The 15,045-nt window shown below is 58.4% G+C and carries 16 protein-coding genes and 1 tRNA gene; all 17 read right to left on the bottom strand.

Annotated elements, in window-relative coordinates:
* Positions 1–906: 906 nt before the first annotated feature.
* The 17 genes from nadA to ACA064_RS06285 all read right to left on the bottom strand — a co-directional run bounded on the left by nadA (position 907) and on the right by ACA064_RS06285 (position 14,936).
* Positions 907–1,965 (bottom strand): quinolinate synthase NadA, encoded by a 1,059-nt coding sequence (nadA, locus tag ACA064_RS06365; RefSeq protein WP_497672624.1) that lies wholly within the window; start codon positions 1,963–1,965, stop codon positions 907–909.
* A gap of 274 nt (positions 1,966–2,239) precedes the next feature.
* A tRNA-Lys gene (locus ACA064_RS06360) sits at positions 2,240–2,315 on the bottom strand.
* 63 nt (positions 2,316–2,378) lie between these two features.
* Positions 2,379–3,071: a 7-cyano-7-deazaguanine synthase QueC gene (queC, locus tag ACA064_RS06355; protein ID WP_497672623.1), complete on the bottom strand. Its 693-nt coding sequence runs from the start codon at positions 3,069–3,071 to the stop codon at positions 2,379–2,381.
* A gap of 1 nt (position 3,072) precedes the next feature.
* On the bottom strand, positions 3,073–3,720 hold the full coding sequence (gene queE / locus ACA064_RS06350; protein ID WP_497672622.1) for a 7-carboxy-7-deazaguanine synthase QueE: 648 nt from the start codon (positions 3,718–3,720) through the stop codon (positions 3,073–3,075).
* A 165-nt stretch (positions 3,721–3,885) separates the two neighbouring features.
* Entirely contained in the window at positions 3,886–4,704 is an 819-nt protein-coding gene (ybgF, locus tag ACA064_RS06345; protein WP_497672621.1) for a tol-pal system protein YbgF, read from the bottom strand.
* Between the two features lie 6 nt (positions 4,705–4,710).
* The gene (gene pal / locus ACA064_RS06340; protein ID WP_003178634.1) at positions 4,711–5,208 is read right to left on the bottom strand and encodes a peptidoglycan-associated lipoprotein Pal; all 498 of its coding nucleotides are present in this window, start codon (positions 5,206–5,208) and stop codon (positions 4,711–4,713) included.
* Positions 5,209–5,260: 52 nt separating this feature from the next.
* The gene (tolB, locus tag ACA064_RS06335) at positions 5,261–6,562 is read right to left on the bottom strand and encodes a Tol-Pal system beta propeller repeat protein TolB (RefSeq protein WP_150643024.1); all 1,302 of its coding nucleotides are present in this window, start codon (positions 6,560–6,562) and stop codon (positions 5,261–5,263) included.
* Positions 6,559–7,638 (bottom strand): cell envelope integrity protein TolA, encoded by a 1,080-nt coding sequence (gene tolA / locus ACA064_RS06330; RefSeq protein ID WP_497672620.1) that lies wholly within the window; start codon positions 7,636–7,638, stop codon positions 6,559–6,561. Before tolA ends, tolB begins: the two co-directional genes overlap by 4 nt.
* Entirely contained in the window at positions 7,638–8,090 is a 453-nt protein-coding gene (tolR, locus tag ACA064_RS06325; protein ID WP_191624336.1) for a protein TolR, read from the bottom strand. Before tolR ends, tolA begins: the two co-directional genes overlap by 1 nt.
* Positions 8,091–8,113: 23 nt before the next feature.
* On the bottom strand, positions 8,114–8,809 hold the full coding sequence (tolQ, locus tag ACA064_RS06320) for a protein TolQ (protein ID WP_497672619.1): 696 nt from the start codon (positions 8,807–8,809) through the stop codon (positions 8,114–8,116).
* The gene (gene ybgC / locus ACA064_RS06315; protein ID WP_150643020.1) at positions 8,799–9,266 is read right to left on the bottom strand and encodes a tol-pal system-associated acyl-CoA thioesterase; all 468 of its coding nucleotides are present in this window, start codon (positions 9,264–9,266) and stop codon (positions 8,799–8,801) included. The genes tolQ and ybgC overlap by 11 nt, the downstream gene beginning before the upstream one ends.
* A 158-nt stretch (positions 9,267–9,424) precedes the next feature.
* A complete protein-coding gene (gene ruvB, locus ACA064_RS06310) occupies positions 9,425–10,483 on the bottom strand; it encodes a Holliday junction branch migration DNA helicase RuvB (protein ID WP_497672618.1) in 1,059 nt (352 codons plus the stop codon).
* Entirely contained in the window at positions 10,484–11,095 is a 612-nt protein-coding gene (gene ruvA / locus ACA064_RS06305) for a Holliday junction branch migration protein RuvA (RefSeq protein WP_497672617.1), read from the bottom strand. It lies immediately after the preceding gene.
* A 115-nt stretch (positions 11,096–11,210) separates the two neighbouring features.
* Positions 11,211–11,735, bottom strand: coding sequence for a crossover junction endodeoxyribonuclease RuvC (gene ruvC / locus ACA064_RS06300; protein ID WP_150805154.1), 525 nt, complete (start codon positions 11,733–11,735; stop codon positions 11,211–11,213).
* Positions 11,736–11,912: 177 nt separating this feature from the next.
* Complete coding sequence (locus ACA064_RS06295; RefSeq protein ID WP_497672616.1) at positions 11,913–12,659, bottom strand: YebC/PmpR family DNA-binding transcriptional regulator; 747 nt, start codon at positions 12,657–12,659, stop codon at positions 11,913–11,915.
* A gap of 174 nt (positions 12,660–12,833) precedes the next feature.
* Positions 12,834–14,609, bottom strand: a complete 1,776-nt coding sequence (gene aspS / locus ACA064_RS06290; protein WP_497672615.1) for an aspartate--tRNA ligase — start codon at positions 14,607–14,609, stop codon at positions 12,834–12,836.
* A gap of 105 nt (positions 14,610–14,714) precedes the next feature.
* The gene (locus tag ACA064_RS06285; RefSeq protein ID WP_010208103.1) at positions 14,715–14,936 is read right to left on the bottom strand and encodes an FmdB family zinc ribbon protein; all 222 of its coding nucleotides are present in this window, start codon (positions 14,934–14,936) and stop codon (positions 14,715–14,717) included.
* Positions 14,937–15,045: the final 109 nt, after the last annotated feature.

The following is a 15,045-nucleotide window of genomic DNA, read 5'->3' as shown; positions in this document are numbered from 1 at the left end:
CGGCGCCTATCAGTCAGCCAAGATCGCAGCCTCGCTTCGCTCGACAGCTCCTACGGGGGGGCTGGGTATTCCTCTGCTTCTGTAGGAGCTGCCGCAGGCTGCGATCTTTTGATCTTGGTTCGCGCTACAAACACGGCGCCTATCAGTCAGCCAAGATCGCAACCTCGCTTCGCTCGACAGCTCCTACGGGGGGCTGGGTATTCCTCGGCTTCTGTAGGAGCTGCCGCAGGCGGCGATCTTTTGATCTTGGTTCGCGCTACAAACACGGCGCCTATCAGTCAGCCAAGATCGCAGCCTCGCTTCGCTCGACAGCTCCTACGGGGGGCTGGGTATTCTTCTGCTTCTGTAGGAGCTGCCGCAGGCTGCGATCTTTTGATCTTGGTTCACGCTACAAACACGGCGCCTATCAGTCAGCCAAGATCGCAGCCTCGCTTCGCTCGACAGCTCCTACGGGGGGCTGGGTATTCCTCGGCTTCTGTAGGAGCTGCCGCAGGCTGCGATCTTTTGATCTTGGTTCGCGCTACAAACACGGCGCCTATCAGTCAGCCAAGATCGCAACCTCGCTTCGCTCGACAGCTCCTACGGCGGGCTGGGTATTCCTCGGCTTCTGTAGGAGCTGCCGCAGGCGGCGATCTTTTGATCTTGGTTCGCGCTACAAACACGGCGCCTATCAGTCAGCCAAGATCGCAACCTCGCTTCGCTCGACAGCTCCTACGGGGGGCTGGGTATTCCTCGGCTTCTGTAGGAGCTGCCGCAGGCTGCGATCTTTTGATCCTGGTTCGCGTTACAAACACGGCGCCTATTAGTCAGCCAAGATCGCAGCCTCGCTTCGCTCGACAGCTCCTACGGGAGGGCGGTGTATGTCCGCGAGAGGCAGGTCGCCTGCATAAGCGACCTGCCGGCAGATCAGGCATTCCCCGCCAGTTTCATCCGCGCCGCCTGGGTAAAGTCGAGCATGCGCTTGAGCGGCCGAATAGCCTGGGGAATCAGCGCCGGGTCGACGAAGATCTCGTTGGTACCCTCTCGCAAGCTCTTCAGCGTACGTTCAAGAGTATTCATCGCCATCCACGGGCAATGCGCGCAACTGCGGCATGACGCACCGTTACCGGCCGTTGGTGCCTCGATAAAGACCTTGTCCGGGCACAACTGCTGCATCTTGTAGAAAATGCCGCGATCGGTGGCCACGATGAACGTCTTGTTCGGCAGGCTTTGCGCAGCGGCGATCAGCTGGCTGGTCGACCCTACCGCATCGGCCAGATCGATGACCGCAGTCGGTGACTCGGGGTGAACCAGAATCGCCGCATCCGGATACAGCGCCTTCATATCTTCGAGCTGCTTGGACTTGAACTCTTCATGGACAATGCAGGCACCGTCCCAGAGCAACATGTCGGCACCGGTCTTGCGCTGGATATAAGTCCCCAGGTGCTTGTCCGGAGCCCAAAGGATGGTCTCGCCGTTATCCATCAGGCTTTCGACGATTTCCAGCGCACAGCTGGAAGTCACCACCCAGTCAGCGCGGGCTTTGACCGCAGCAGAAGTGTTGGCATAGACCACCACCGTGCGCTCGGGATGCTGATCGCAAAACGCCGAGAACTCGTCCACCGGGCAACCCAGGTCCAGCGAGCAGGTCGCCTCCAGGGTCGGCATCAGCACCCGTTTTTCCGGATTGAGGATTTTTGCGGTCTCGCCCATGAACTTCACACCGGCGACTACCACAGTCTTGGCCGGATGAGCGTTGCCGAAGCGGGCCATCTCCAGCGAATCGGAGACACAACCGCCGGTTTCTTCGGCCAGGGCCTGAATAATCGGGTCGCAATAAAAGTGGGCAACCAGCACCGCGTCCTGAGCCTTGAGCTCGGCAGCGATGGCGGCACGGTAATAAGCCTCCTCTTCGGCGCTTAGCGGCTTGGGCTGCTTGGCGTCGAGGTGAGCTTGAACCAGAAGGCGTTCGGAAATTTGCGTCATGTTCGCAAGACCTGCAGGCGCGGTTGCGCGAAAGTCGAGTATACCACCGGCTCCGGACCCATCAGGGCCCCGTCGGGAGAGTGAGTTCATCAGGCACGGACAGCGTTGAAGCTGCGCAAGGCTACAGAATATCCAGTAGATTCAAAAGATGATTCTGACCTGCGTTAAGCAGTGAAGCGCCCGGATCGGGCAAAGCTAAAATCCAGGGCAAAAAAAAATCTGGAAATCCGCATTTTCATGGGCCTTCCAGATTTTCAAACATCTACATCTAAAATGGTGGGTCGTGTGGGATTCGAACCTACGACCAATTGGTTAAAAGCCAACTGCTCTACCAACTGAGCTAACGACCCGCTGTGTGGTGACGCGTATAATACTGATTTCTAAGGATAATTCAACACCTTATTTGAGATTTCTCAAAAATAGGCTGTCGGGTCGCTGATTCCGGCTGCCGAGAAGCCCTCGGCACGCAGGCGGCAGCTATCGCATTTGCCGCAGGCCCGCCCTTTATCATCAGCCTGATAGCAGGAAACCGTCAGCCCATAGTCGACGCCCAGGCGCACACCTTCCTTGACGATCTCGGCCTTGCTGAGGTTCTGCAGCGGCGCCAGGATACGGAAGCCCTGCCCCTCTACCCCGGCCTTGGTCGCCAGGTTGGCCATGCGCTCGAAAGCCTCGACGAACTCGGGGCGGCAGTCCGGGTAACCGGAGTAATCCACCGCATTTACACCGATGAAGATGTCCCGGGCACCGAGCACTTCCGCCCAACCCAGCGCCAATGAGAGAAACACCGTATTGCGCGCCGGTACGTAAGTCACCGGAATGCCTTCACTTGGGGCCTCTGGCACATCGATAGAACTGTCGGTCAGGGCCGAGCCACCAATGCCGTTCAGATTCAGGCCAATCACCTTGTGCTCGACCACACCCAGATCCCGCGCGACCCGCGCCGCGGCATCCAGCTCTGCTCGGTGGCGCTGACCGTAGTCGAAGCTCATGGTATAGCAGCTATAGCCTTCAGCCCGAGCCATGGCCACGACAGTCGCCGAGTCCAGGCCGCCGGACAGGAGGATGACCGCACGTTTTTCTGTAGTATTCAGTTGTTCAGTCATTTCAGCGCCCCGGCTCGTCATTCCAAAGATATTTATGCAGCTGCAATTGCAGGCGCACTGGCAAGTTGTCCGCCACCACCCAATCAGCCAGATCACGAGCATTGAGATCATGGTGACTAGGGGAAAACAGAACTTCGCCGGCACGCTGATCCAGACCGTACTGAATCAGCTTGGACACAGCCCAGTCGTAGTCTTCCCGCGAGCAGATGACAAACTTCACCTGGTCGTTGGGCGTGAGCAGCTCAATGTTCTCGTAGCGGTTACGGTGCGCTTCTTTCGAACCCGGGGTTTTCAGGTCAACGACGCGGCTGACCCGAGGATCGACCGCCGAGATGTCCAGAGCACCGCTGGTCTCAAGCGACACTTCGTAACCGGCGTCGCACAACTGCTCGAGCAATGGAATGGCATTAGGTTGTGCCAGCGGCTCGCCACCGGTGACACAGACATAACGCGGATGGAAACCGGCCACTTGCTCGAGGATGTCGTCGAGCGGACGAATGGTGCCGCCAGTGAACGCGTAGGCGCTGTCGCAGTATTGGCAACGCAGCGGGCAACCGGTCAGGCGCACAAAGACAGTGGGCAGCCCGGCAGTGCGCGTTTCACCCTGCAACGAGTAAAAAACTTCGGTGATTCTCAATGTGTCTTGCATAGTCGCCACGGGCGTAACAGCTAAACAGGCTGTCCGCCTCCGTCAGGCACTTCAAGGAACCCCGCAACCGCGCGAATCCCAAAAAGCGTGTTTCATAAAAAGGGTATGAATTCTAACGAAAAAACCCGCGACAAGCGCGGGTTTCTTCAAAACCGGTCACCAGGCTTACATGCGTTGCAAGTCGCGCTGGGCCAGCTGAGCGGCGGAAGTCCCCGGATACTGGGCGACCACCTGCTGCAGAATGCCTTTGACCCTGTCGGTATGACCCAGGCGGCGCTCTACATCAGCGAGCTTGTACAGTGAATCCGGCACCTTGGGATGCTTGGGATACAGCTGACTAACCTTGGCAAACGCCTGGCCGGCACCTTGCAGGTCACCCTTGGCCAGATTCACCTCACCCAACCAGTACTGAGCGTTGCCCGCGTACTGGCTGTTCGGGTATTTGCGCAGGAATGCGGCGAAGGCCTGGCTGGCCTTGTCGAAATCCTTGGCCTTGATCAGGTCGAAGGCTGCGTCGTAATACAGCTTTTCCTTCGCCGGATCAGCCGGCTCAGTACCGGCTGCCGGAGCCTGGGTAGCAGGCGCCGCAGCTGCACCGGGGGCATTCAGATCACCACCGGCGGGAGAATTTGCAGGAGCCGCGGCAGGAGCACCGCCAGATCCAATGCGTCGATCAAGTTCCTGGTATCGCTCCAGGCTTTCTTGCTTGATGCGCGCTACATCATTTTGCAGAACTTCGATCACGCCTTGTTGGCGTTCGATTTGTTCCTGCATTTGTTGCAATTGGTTAAACAGCTCGCCCTGTGCCGAGACAGGGGCCGAAACCCCTCCCCCGGCATAGGCGCCGTTCGTACCGTAACCCGCAGGCGGATAAGTGCTCCCGCTATTGCCGGAGTTGTCCTCGACCACAGGAACCGCAGCCCCCGCCGCAAGCGGCAGGAGGCTGAGGGCCAAAACAGTTACAGCACGACGGCACGTTCGCATGACGAATTACTTACGCAGTTCGACGCGACGGTTTTGAGCCCAGGACTGCTCGTCGTTGCCGGTAGCAACTGGACGCTCTTCGCCGTAGGAAACCAGTTCCAGCTGAGCTGGGGAAACACCTTGCAGTACCAGGTAACGCTGAACGGCTTTCGCACGACGCTCGCCCAGTGCCATGTTGTACTCACGAGTACCACGTTCGTCGGTGTTGCCTTCCAGAACAACGCGAGCGCCGTTTGCTTTCAGGTCTTTGGCGTGAACGTCCAGAGCGCGCATGGCTTCTGGCTTCAGGTCCGAGCTGTCGTATTCGAAGTAGAAGGTGGTGATTGCGCGCAGAGCAGCTTCTTCGCTCAGGGAGCCATCAACAGCGCCAGTGTTAGCGCCGTAACCAGCGTTTGGATCGACAGCGCCTTCACCGGCATTGTCGCCGCCTTTGGACGAGCAACCTACAGCTACAGCCATGGCCAGGGCCAGCGCAGCAAACTTACCAAACTTCAGCATTTCCATCGTGAAACTCCTAATGAACCCCAATGTGTTAAGTACAACGTGTAGCGCCGCGTCAGTTCAGGTAAGGGGACCAGGAAGGTTCTCTGACTTCGCCTTGAGCGGTAGGAAGCGGGAGCCTTACGCGTCCATTAATGGACACGAGCATCAAGACTCCCCGGCCCTGCTGGCGGGTGGCGTAGATTACCATGGTGCCGTTGGGCGCAACAGTAGGCGACTCGTCCAGAGTGCTATCAGTGAGGATTTTTACGCTTCCGCGCTGCAAATCCTGGGCCGCAACCTTGAAATTAGTGAAGCCGTCCTGACGATGGATCATCACCAGGGTCTTTTCATCTGCCGACAGTTTAGGGTTGGCGTTGTAGTTACCGACAAAGGTCACACGCTCCGCACCGCCGCCACCTGCGCTGGTCTTGTAGATCTGCGGCTTGCCGCCACGGTCGGAGGTGAAGTAGATGGTCGAACCATCCTTACCCCAGAACGGCTCGGTGTTGATGCCCGGACCCTTGGTCACGCGGCTGATCTGCTTCGAACCCAGATTCATTACATAGATATCCGGATTGCCATCTTTGGACAGGACAAAAGCCAGTCGGGTGCCATCCGGCGACCAGGCTGGCGCGCCATTGAGGCCTTCGAAGTTAGTGATCTGCTCGCGGCGACCGGTATCGATGTGCTGAACGAAGATACGCGGGCGCTTCTGTTCGAACGAAACATAGGCGATGCGCTTGCCATCGGGGGCAAAACGCGGCGACAGGATCGGCTCGCGCGACTGCAACAAGGTCACTGCCCGCGCGCCGTCATAGTCCGAACGCTGCAAGGTGTAACGGGTGTTGTTCACTGAAAAACGCTCGGCCGTCACGTACAGCATGCGCGTCGAGAAAGCACCTTTGATGCCGGTGAGCTTCTCGAACGACTGGTCAGCGATGTAGTGAGACATGTCGCGCAACTGATCGACGCTGCCCGACACGCTGCCGGTCAGCACTTGCTGCTCGGTGGCGACGTTGAACAGGGCGTACTGCACCTGCAGGCGACCGCCCGCGGGAGTAACGCTGCCGACCATGATGTACTGGGCACCCAGGGCCTTCCAGTCGCGATAGATGACTTCGCTGGCCTGGGTCGGCAGGCTGATCATGTTCTGCTTTGGAATCGGCGAGTAGTAACCCGAGTTGCGCAGGTCGTTGCCGATGATTTCCGCCATGTCGTCCGGCAATACGCTGCCGCCCTGGTACCCGAACGGCACTACCGCGATCGGGGTTGCCCGATCACTGCCGCTGGTGACCAGAATGTTTTTTTCATCCGCCGCCGCTATCCCTGCCAGGCAGCAGATAACGACAAGCATTCCTCGAAGAAGGTTTCTCACAAGGCTAGATCCTCAGGTGTGAATGTCATCTTGAATGAACGATAGGGAGCGAAATCACTCGGCTTCATTCCCTGCATTTCTGTCAAACGTCCAATATTTTTTACCGCCGCTACAGCCGAAGCGTCGAACGGACCGTCTCCACTGGACCGGGCCACGCTGACCGAGGTCAACGTACCATCCGGCAACATGCCGATTTGCAGCACGACCGTCATGCCTTTGCGTGCCGAAGGTGGGCGAGCCCAGCCTTCCGCTGCACGAGCACGAATCAGATCATCGTAACTGCCGGCAACTTCATCGCCCTGCTCATCCGCCAAGGCTTGCTGGCGCTGCGGGGTATCGGAAAGCAAATCTGCCAGGGCCTGAGCCTTTTTATCCTCGGTGGATTTACGTGCCGCGTCCTGGGACTTTTTCTTCGCAGCATCGGCAGTAGCTTTTTTCTTCGCATCCTCGGCGACTTTCTTCTTCGCCTCGTCCGCTTCAGCTTTTTTCTTGGCGTCGTCCGCGGCTTTCTTCTTCGCGTCTTCAACAACCTTTTTCTTGGCTTCTTCAGCGGCCTTTTTCTTGGCCTCTTCTTCAGCGGCTTTCTTGGCTTCTTCTTCAGATTTCTTCTTGGCTATATCAGCCAATTGTTTCTCTTCAGCCTTTTTCGCTTCCGCAGTCTTCTTGGCATCGTCGGCTTTCTTGGCTTCATCAGCCTTCTTCGCCTCGTCGGCCTTCTTGGCTTCGTCAGACTTTTTCGCTTCCTCGGCCTTTTGAGCCGACTCTTCTTTCTTTTGTTCCGCAGCCTTTACCGCTTCTTGCTCGACCTTCTTCTGTTCCATCTGTTCGACTTCGGTCTGGCGTGCGGCGGATTTCTTCGCCTCACCGGCAATCTTCTGATTGGTCTGGGTCGTCGCCTGACTTTTCGATTTCAGCTGGTACAAGGTCGCCTGGACGATCGGCTTGGCCGGTGGCAGTTCCGGAGTGAAGGCAAAACTGACGAACAGCATGCCAAACACCAGGATATGCAGGGCAATCGCCCAGACACTAGGCCAGAAGTAGCTTTCCGAGGCGGACGGCTCTCGCATTCGCTGCATCAGGGCGCCTCGGTAATCAAGCCAACATTACCGACCCCGGCTTTCTGCAATCCACCCATGGCACCCATGACAGATCCATAATCGACGGTCTTGTCGCCACGAATAAAGACTTGGGTGCGCTTGCCGTTACCGGTGCCGGCGCTGATGATCTTCGTCACGGCGCTGGTCATCTGCGGCAAGGTCATTGCCTTGTCCTGCTGTTTTTCGGTATCGACTTCGCTGCCAAGGTTCCAGTAGTAGGTCTTGTCAGCCTTGATCGAAATGGTCAGGACCTGAGTGTTGTTGTCTTGCGGCAAGGCTTCGCTGGAAACCTTGGGCAGATCAACCTTCACGCCCTGATTGAGCATCGGTGCGGTCACCATGAAGATGACCAGCAGTACCAACATCACGTCGATGTAGGGCACCACGTTCATCTCGGCAACCGGCTTGCGCTTGCGGCGAGCTCGAGCGATTAAAGCCATTGAGGATTACCTGCTTATTCTTCGCTGGTGTGCACTTTGCGGTGCAGGATCGCCTGGAACTCGTCGGCGAAGGTGTAGTAACGGCTGATCAAGGTTTCGCCACGAGCGGCAAAACGGTTGTAGGCGATTACTGCGGGGATTGCCGCGAACAGACCAATGGCGGTGGCGATCAGCGCCTCGGCGATACCCGGAGCCACGGTGGCCAGGGTCGCTTGCTGGGCCATGGCCAGACCACGGAAGGAGTTCATGATGCCCCAGACGGTACCGAACAGGCCGATGTACGGGCTGACGGAACCGACGGTAGCGAGGAACGGCAGGCTCTGTTCGAGCTTTTCTTCTTCGCGGGAAATGGCCACGCGCATCGCACGCGCCACACCTTCCATGACCGCTTCCGGGTCAACGCCAGACTGCTGACGCAGACGGGAAAATTCCTTGAAACCGGCGCGGAAAATCTGCTCTACGCCTGAGTCCGGGTCCGGGTTGCTACCGGCCTGGCGATAGAGTTTCGACAGATCGATACCCGACCAGAAGCGCTCTTCAAAGCTCTCCAGGGCACGTCGACCGGCGCGCAGCAGGGTGCTGCGCTGAAAAATCATGATCCATGAAGTGACCGATGCAGCCACCAGGATCAGCATTACCAACTGCACAACGACGCTGGCATTGCTGACCAAGCTCCACATGGAGGTATGGTCGACGACGTTAGCTTCCACGCTTTATCTCCTGCTCTGAGTGTGTACCCGCGCCGCTCACGCGGGCAAAGGCCGCACGTAGAGCTTCGGGAATGGCCCGGGGTTTCAAACTATCGGCGCGCACACAGGCCACCAAAAACTGCCCTTCACAGAGCAGTGCATTATCCGTAGCCCGCCTGACCTGCTGCTTGAAACGCAGGCTGGCACGGTTCAATTCAATTACTTCAGCACTTACCAGAAGCTCGTCGTCCAGTCGCGCCGGCGCGTGGTACCGCGCTTCGCTGGAATGCACGACAAACAACAGGTCCTCACCGGCAAGCGTGGATTGGGCAAAGCCCAGCTCCCGGAGCCGCTCGGTTCGAGCCCGTTCCATAAACTTAAGGTAATTGACGTAATACACGATGCCGCCGGCATCGGTGTCCTCGTAATAAACGCGACAACGATGTGCGAACGACTCAAGCCCGTTTTGCGCGCGCATACTCTAGTGGTTACTCCTCAGGTTGCCAATCCGCCCAGGCAACTGTTTTTCATTCTCGAACACATTTCTCGCTAAAGAACGGTAATGCCGGCCCCCAAGGCCTGTGAACAGACCCTATGACAGCACATACCCTGAATAAATCAGTGCGCAGAGGCTATTTAATCGTCCACGGTATCGAGAAACTCGTCTACCACGGGCATATCCCCCAATCGTGACGGGATGTTAAGACCGAAGTGCAGATACGCATGCCGGGTGACTACCCGTCCTCGCGGCGTGCGCATGATATAGCCTTGCTGAATCAGATAGGGTTCGAGCACATCTTCAATGGTATGCCGCTCTTCACTGATCGCCGCTGCCAGGCTGTCCACGCCCACCGGCCCGCCATCGAACTTCTCGATCATGGTCAGCAGCAGGCGCCGATCCTGGTGGTCGAAGCCACGTTCGTCGATGTCCAGCAGGTTCAGCGCCCGGTCGGCAATCGGCTTGGTGATATGGCCATTGGCCCGCACCTCGGCAAAGTCCCGCACCCGGCGCAACAATCGGTTGGCAATCCGCGGGGTGCCGCGGGCTCGCCGAGCAATTTCAAAAGCGCCTTCGGGATCGAGCGGCAAGCCGAGAATGCTCGCCGAACGACTGACGATGGTCGCCAGATCGGCAGTGCTGTAGAACTCCAGGCGCTGGACGATACCGAAACGGTCCCGCAGCGGATTGGTCAGCATCCCGGCGCGAGTGGTCGCCCCGACCAGGGTAAACGGCGGCAGATCGAGCTTGATCGAGCGTGCAGCCGGACCTTCGCCGATCATGATATCGAGCTGAAAATCCTCCATCGCCGGGTACAGCACTTCCTCGACTATGGGCGACAGGCGATGGATTTCATCGATGAACAGCACATCGTGGGGTTCAAGATTGGTCAGCAGCGCTGCCAGGTCACCCGGACGCTCCAGCACCGGCCCCGAGGTGCTTTTGATCGATACGCCCATTTCCTGGGCAATGATGTTGGCCAGGGTGGTTTTACCCAAGCCCGGCGGACCGAAGATCAGCGTGTGGTCCAGGGACTCGTTGCGCCCACGGGCAGCCTGGATGAACAACTCCATTTGCTCGCGCACGGTCGGCTGGCCAATGTATTCGGCCAGGCTCAACGGGCGAATCGCGCGGTCCTGGACTTCCTCGCGGTCACGGCTACCCGTGGCGGCGATCAGACGATCAGCTTCAATCACTTAAATCATTCCCTTCAGGGCGCGGCGAATCATGTCTTCACTGCTCAAACCTTTATCTTTGATGGCCGATACCGCTTTACTGGCTTCCTGCGGCTTGTAGCCCAGGGAGATCAGTGCACTGACGGCATCGCTTTCGGGGCTGGCCACCAGGGAAGCCGGCGCATCAGATTGACTCGGCACCAGGGCGAACATGCTTGGCACGACTTCCCAGGCTTTGAAGCGGTCCTTGAGTTCCACCAACAGCCGCTCGGCAGTCTTCTTGCCGACCCCCGGGACCTTGGTCAACGCCGAGGTGTCCTGTGCCGAAACACAGCGCACCAACTCATCGACCTCCAGACTGGACATCAACGCCAGCGCCAGCTTCGGCCCGACGCCGTTGAGGCGGATCAGCTCACGGAAAAAATCCCGCTCGCGTTTGCCAATGAAGCCATAGAGTAACTGCGCATCCTCGCGTACGACCAAATGGGTGTGCAAGGTAATCGGCTCGCCGACCGACGGCAGTCGATAAAGGGTGGTCATGGGCACTTCCAACTCATATCCCAGACCATTTACATCAAGAATCAGGTGCGGCGGCTGTTTTTCAGCCAAGGTGCCGCGCAAGCGTCCAATCACGTTTCAGATCCTTAAGCGTTGGCCAGAGCAATGGCTGACGACCGACAGAGCAAGAGCGATACGCCGACAACACAGGCGCAAAACCCTCATTCCATAAAAATGACTGCTGATGCTATCAGAGACGCAGGCGCCCGCCACGACTGCGTGCCGTGCCCAGACCATGGGGCAACAGGCTGGAACGGGTGTGAGCATGACAAATGGCAATGGCCAGGGCGTCCGAGGCATCGATTTGCGGCTTGCTGGTCAACTTCAGCATATGCATGACCATCATCTGCACTTGCTCCTTATTCGCCGCGCCGGTCCCGGTCACCGCTTGCTTGACCTGGGTCGCGGTATATTCGGCGATTTCCAGGCTTTCCTCAGCGCCGGCAACAATGGCTGCACCGCGGGCCTGGCCGAGCTTGAGGGCCGAGTCGGCGTTGCGCGCCATAAAGACCTTTTCGATGCCCATGGTCACCGGGCCGTAGGTCTGGATCACCTCACGCACTCCGCGATAGACGATTTGCAGGCGCTCATGGAGCTCGCCGCTACCGGTGCGAATACAACCCGAGGCGATGTACACGCAGCCACGACCGGTATCGCGAACCACGCCATAACCGGTAATGCGCGAACCGGGATCGATACCAAGAATAAGAGTCATAACGCCTGCGGGTTGAGAGAGGTGTATCGGATACATATGACTGTAGACCGACACAGAACCCTGTAGGAGCGAGCTTGCTCGCGATGGGCCTGAGATCGACGCGTACTTTCAGGAAGGGCGCGTAATCGTTAACGACCATCGCGAGCAAGCTCGCTCCTACGAGGGGAGGCGGGACGATCAGCCGAGCTGCTCTGCCACCGACTCCGGAATATCCGCGTTGGAGTAGACGTTCTGCACGTCGTCCAGATCTTCCAGCATGTCGATCAGCTTGAGCACCTTCTCGGCACCGTCCAGATCCAGTTCGGCACTGGTGGTCGGCAACATGACGATTTCAGCGTCAACCGCATTGAAACCCGCAGCTTCCAGCGCGTGGCGCACGGCATAAAAGCCGGCGAACGAGGTAAAGACATCGATGGAGCCATCCTCGTTGGTCACGATGTCATCGGCGTCTGCTTCCATGGACGCTTCAATGAGCGAGTCTTCGTCGACGCCTGGAGCGAAGGAAATCTGCCCTTTGCGCTCGAACAGGTAAGCCACCGAACCGTCGGTACCGAGGTTGCCGCCGCATTTACTGAACGCATGGCGCACAGCAGCCGCGGTGCGATTACGGTTGTCGGTCATGCATTCGACCATGACCGCCACGCCGCCAGGGCCGTAGCCTTCGTAGGTCAGCTCGACCATGTCGTCGGTATCGGCCGCACCGGCACCACGGGCAACCGCGCGATCGATGATGTCGCGACTCATGTTCGCCCCCAGCGCCTTGTCCAGCGCCAGGCGTAGCCGCGGATTGGAACCCGGATCAGCACCGCCCTGACGGGCAGCAACGGTCAGTTCACGTATCCACTTGGTAAAAATCTTGCCCTTCTTGGCGTCCTGACGTTCTTTGCGGTGCTTGATGTTCGCCCACTTGGAATGACCTGCCATAACTTGCTCCAGATTCTCTTTGAAACATTGCCCGCCGCGCGGTATGCGCTGGCCAGCAAGAAAAAATCTCGTCGCTCTCTATATCAGCGAAGGCGCATCCACCCCCTGTAAAGAAGGTGCATCCGCTCTATCTATATAGAGAAGGCGCATCCAGGGATGCGCCTTGGGTCAGCCTTACTCAGCCTTTGGCTGTTCGCGCAGACGGATGTGCAGTTCGCGCAATGCCTTGGCATCCACGTGACCCGGAGCCTGAGTCATGACACAGGCAGCGCTCTGGGTTTTCGGGAACGCGATCACTTCACGGATCGACTGGGCGCCGGTCATCAGCATCACCAGACGGTCCAGACCGAAGGCCAGACCGCCGTGGGGCGGCGCGCCGTATTTCAGGGCATCGAGCAGGAAGCCGAACTTCTCTTCCTGTTCGGCTTCGCTGATACCCAGCAGGCGGAACACCGACTGTTGCATTTCCTTGCGGTGGATACGGATCGAACCGCCGCCCAACTCGGTGCCGTTCAGGACCATGTCGTAGGCACGGGACAGCGCGGTCGCCGGATTGGCTTCCAGTTCTTGCGGTGTGCACTTCGGCGCGGTGAACGGGTGATGCAAGGCGGTGAAGCTGCCGTCATCGTTTTCTTCGAACATCGGGAAGTCGACGACCCACATCGGTGCCCATTCGCAAGTGTGCAGTTTGAAATCGTTACCGACCTTGATCCGCAGCGCGCCCAGGGCTTCGCTGACGATCTTGGCTTTATCGGCGCCGAAGAACACGATGTCGCCATCGACCGCACCGACGCGATCGAGGATCACGTTGAGGTTGGCTTCAGGGATGTTCTTGACGATTGGCGACTGCAAGCCTTCGACGCCTTTGGCGCGCTCGTTGACCTTGATGTACGCCAGACCCCTGGCACCGTAGATGCCGACGAACTTGGTGTAGTCGTCGATCTTGCTGCGCGGCATGCTCGCGCCACCCGGTACACGCAGGGCTGCAACACGACATTTCGGATCGTTGGCCGGACCGCTGAACACTTTGAAATCGACGTCCTTGAGCTGATCGGCAACGTCCACCAGTTCCAGCGGGATCCGCAGGTCCGGCTTGTCGGAACCGTAACGACGCATGGCCTCGTCCCAGGTCATGTGCGGGAATTCGTCGAATTCCAGATCCAGCACTTCCTTGAACAGGTTGCGGATCATGCCTTCGGTGATGCCCATGATCTCGGATTCATCGAGGAAGCTGGTCTCGATGTCGATCTGGGTGAATTCCGGCTGACGGTCGGCACGCAGGTCTTCGTCGCGGAAGCACTTGGCGATCTGGTAGTAACGATCGAAGCCGGCCACCATCAGCAGCTGCTTGAACAACTGCGGCGATTGCGGCAAGGCGAAGAAGCTGCCGGCGTGGGTCCGGCTCGGCACCAGATAGTCACGTGCACCTTCAGGGGTGGCGCGGGTCAGGATCGGCGTCTCGACGTCGAGGAAGCCGTTCTCGTCCAGGTAACGACGGATGCTGGTAGTCATGCGCGAACGCAGACGCAGCTTCTCGAGCATTTCCGGGCGACGCAGGTCGATGAAGCGATAACGCAGGCGAGTTTCCTCACCCACGTCGGAGAACTCGTTGAGCGGGAACGGCGGGGTTTCCGCTTCGTTCAGCACTTCCAACTCGTAACCCAGCACTTCGATCATGCCCGAAGCCATGTTGGCGTTGCCGGCACCGGCCGGACGCAGGCGCACCTTGCCGGTAACCTTGACCACGTACTCGCTGCGCACACGGTCAGCAGCGGCGAAGGTTTCAGCACGATCCGGGTCGAACACCACCTGGGCCAGACCATCACGATCACGGATATCGAGGAAAATCACCCCGCCGTGGTCACGACGACGGTGGACCCATCCGCAAAGGGTAATTTCCTGACCTTCCAGGCTTTCGTTCAGTTGGCCGCAATAATGGCTGCGCATCATGATGGTGTTCGCTTCTCTTAATTCGAAATTCGGTGGAGGTCTTGCCACACCCCGGCACCTTGAGTCGGGCGCCTGATCATGGAAGAGCTCACGCGTGTCGTTCAACTAGTCAGCTTTATCGCCGCCAGCCAGATTCTTCTTCGAGCCGGTCTTGAAGTCGGTCTCGTACCAGCCGGATCCGCTGAGGCGGAAGCCTGGCATGGACAACATCTTTTTAAGCTCTGGTGCCTGGCAGGCAGGGCAGTCGACCAGCGGCGCAGCGCTGATCTTTTGAATGGCTTCCAGCTGATGACCACAGGAAGCACATTGATAATCGTACATCGGCATGGGGATTGTCTCGGCAATCAGATTACGCGCGCGCGGGCATGGGACTGCGCAGCAAAGCGCGAGATTATATCTGGTAAATCGAGCCTGTGCAGCCGTAAGACTGCACAGA

The organism is Pseudomonas sp. LBUM1658, assembly GCF_059716055.1.
This window is presented reverse-complemented; position numbering and strand designations above follow the sequence as displayed.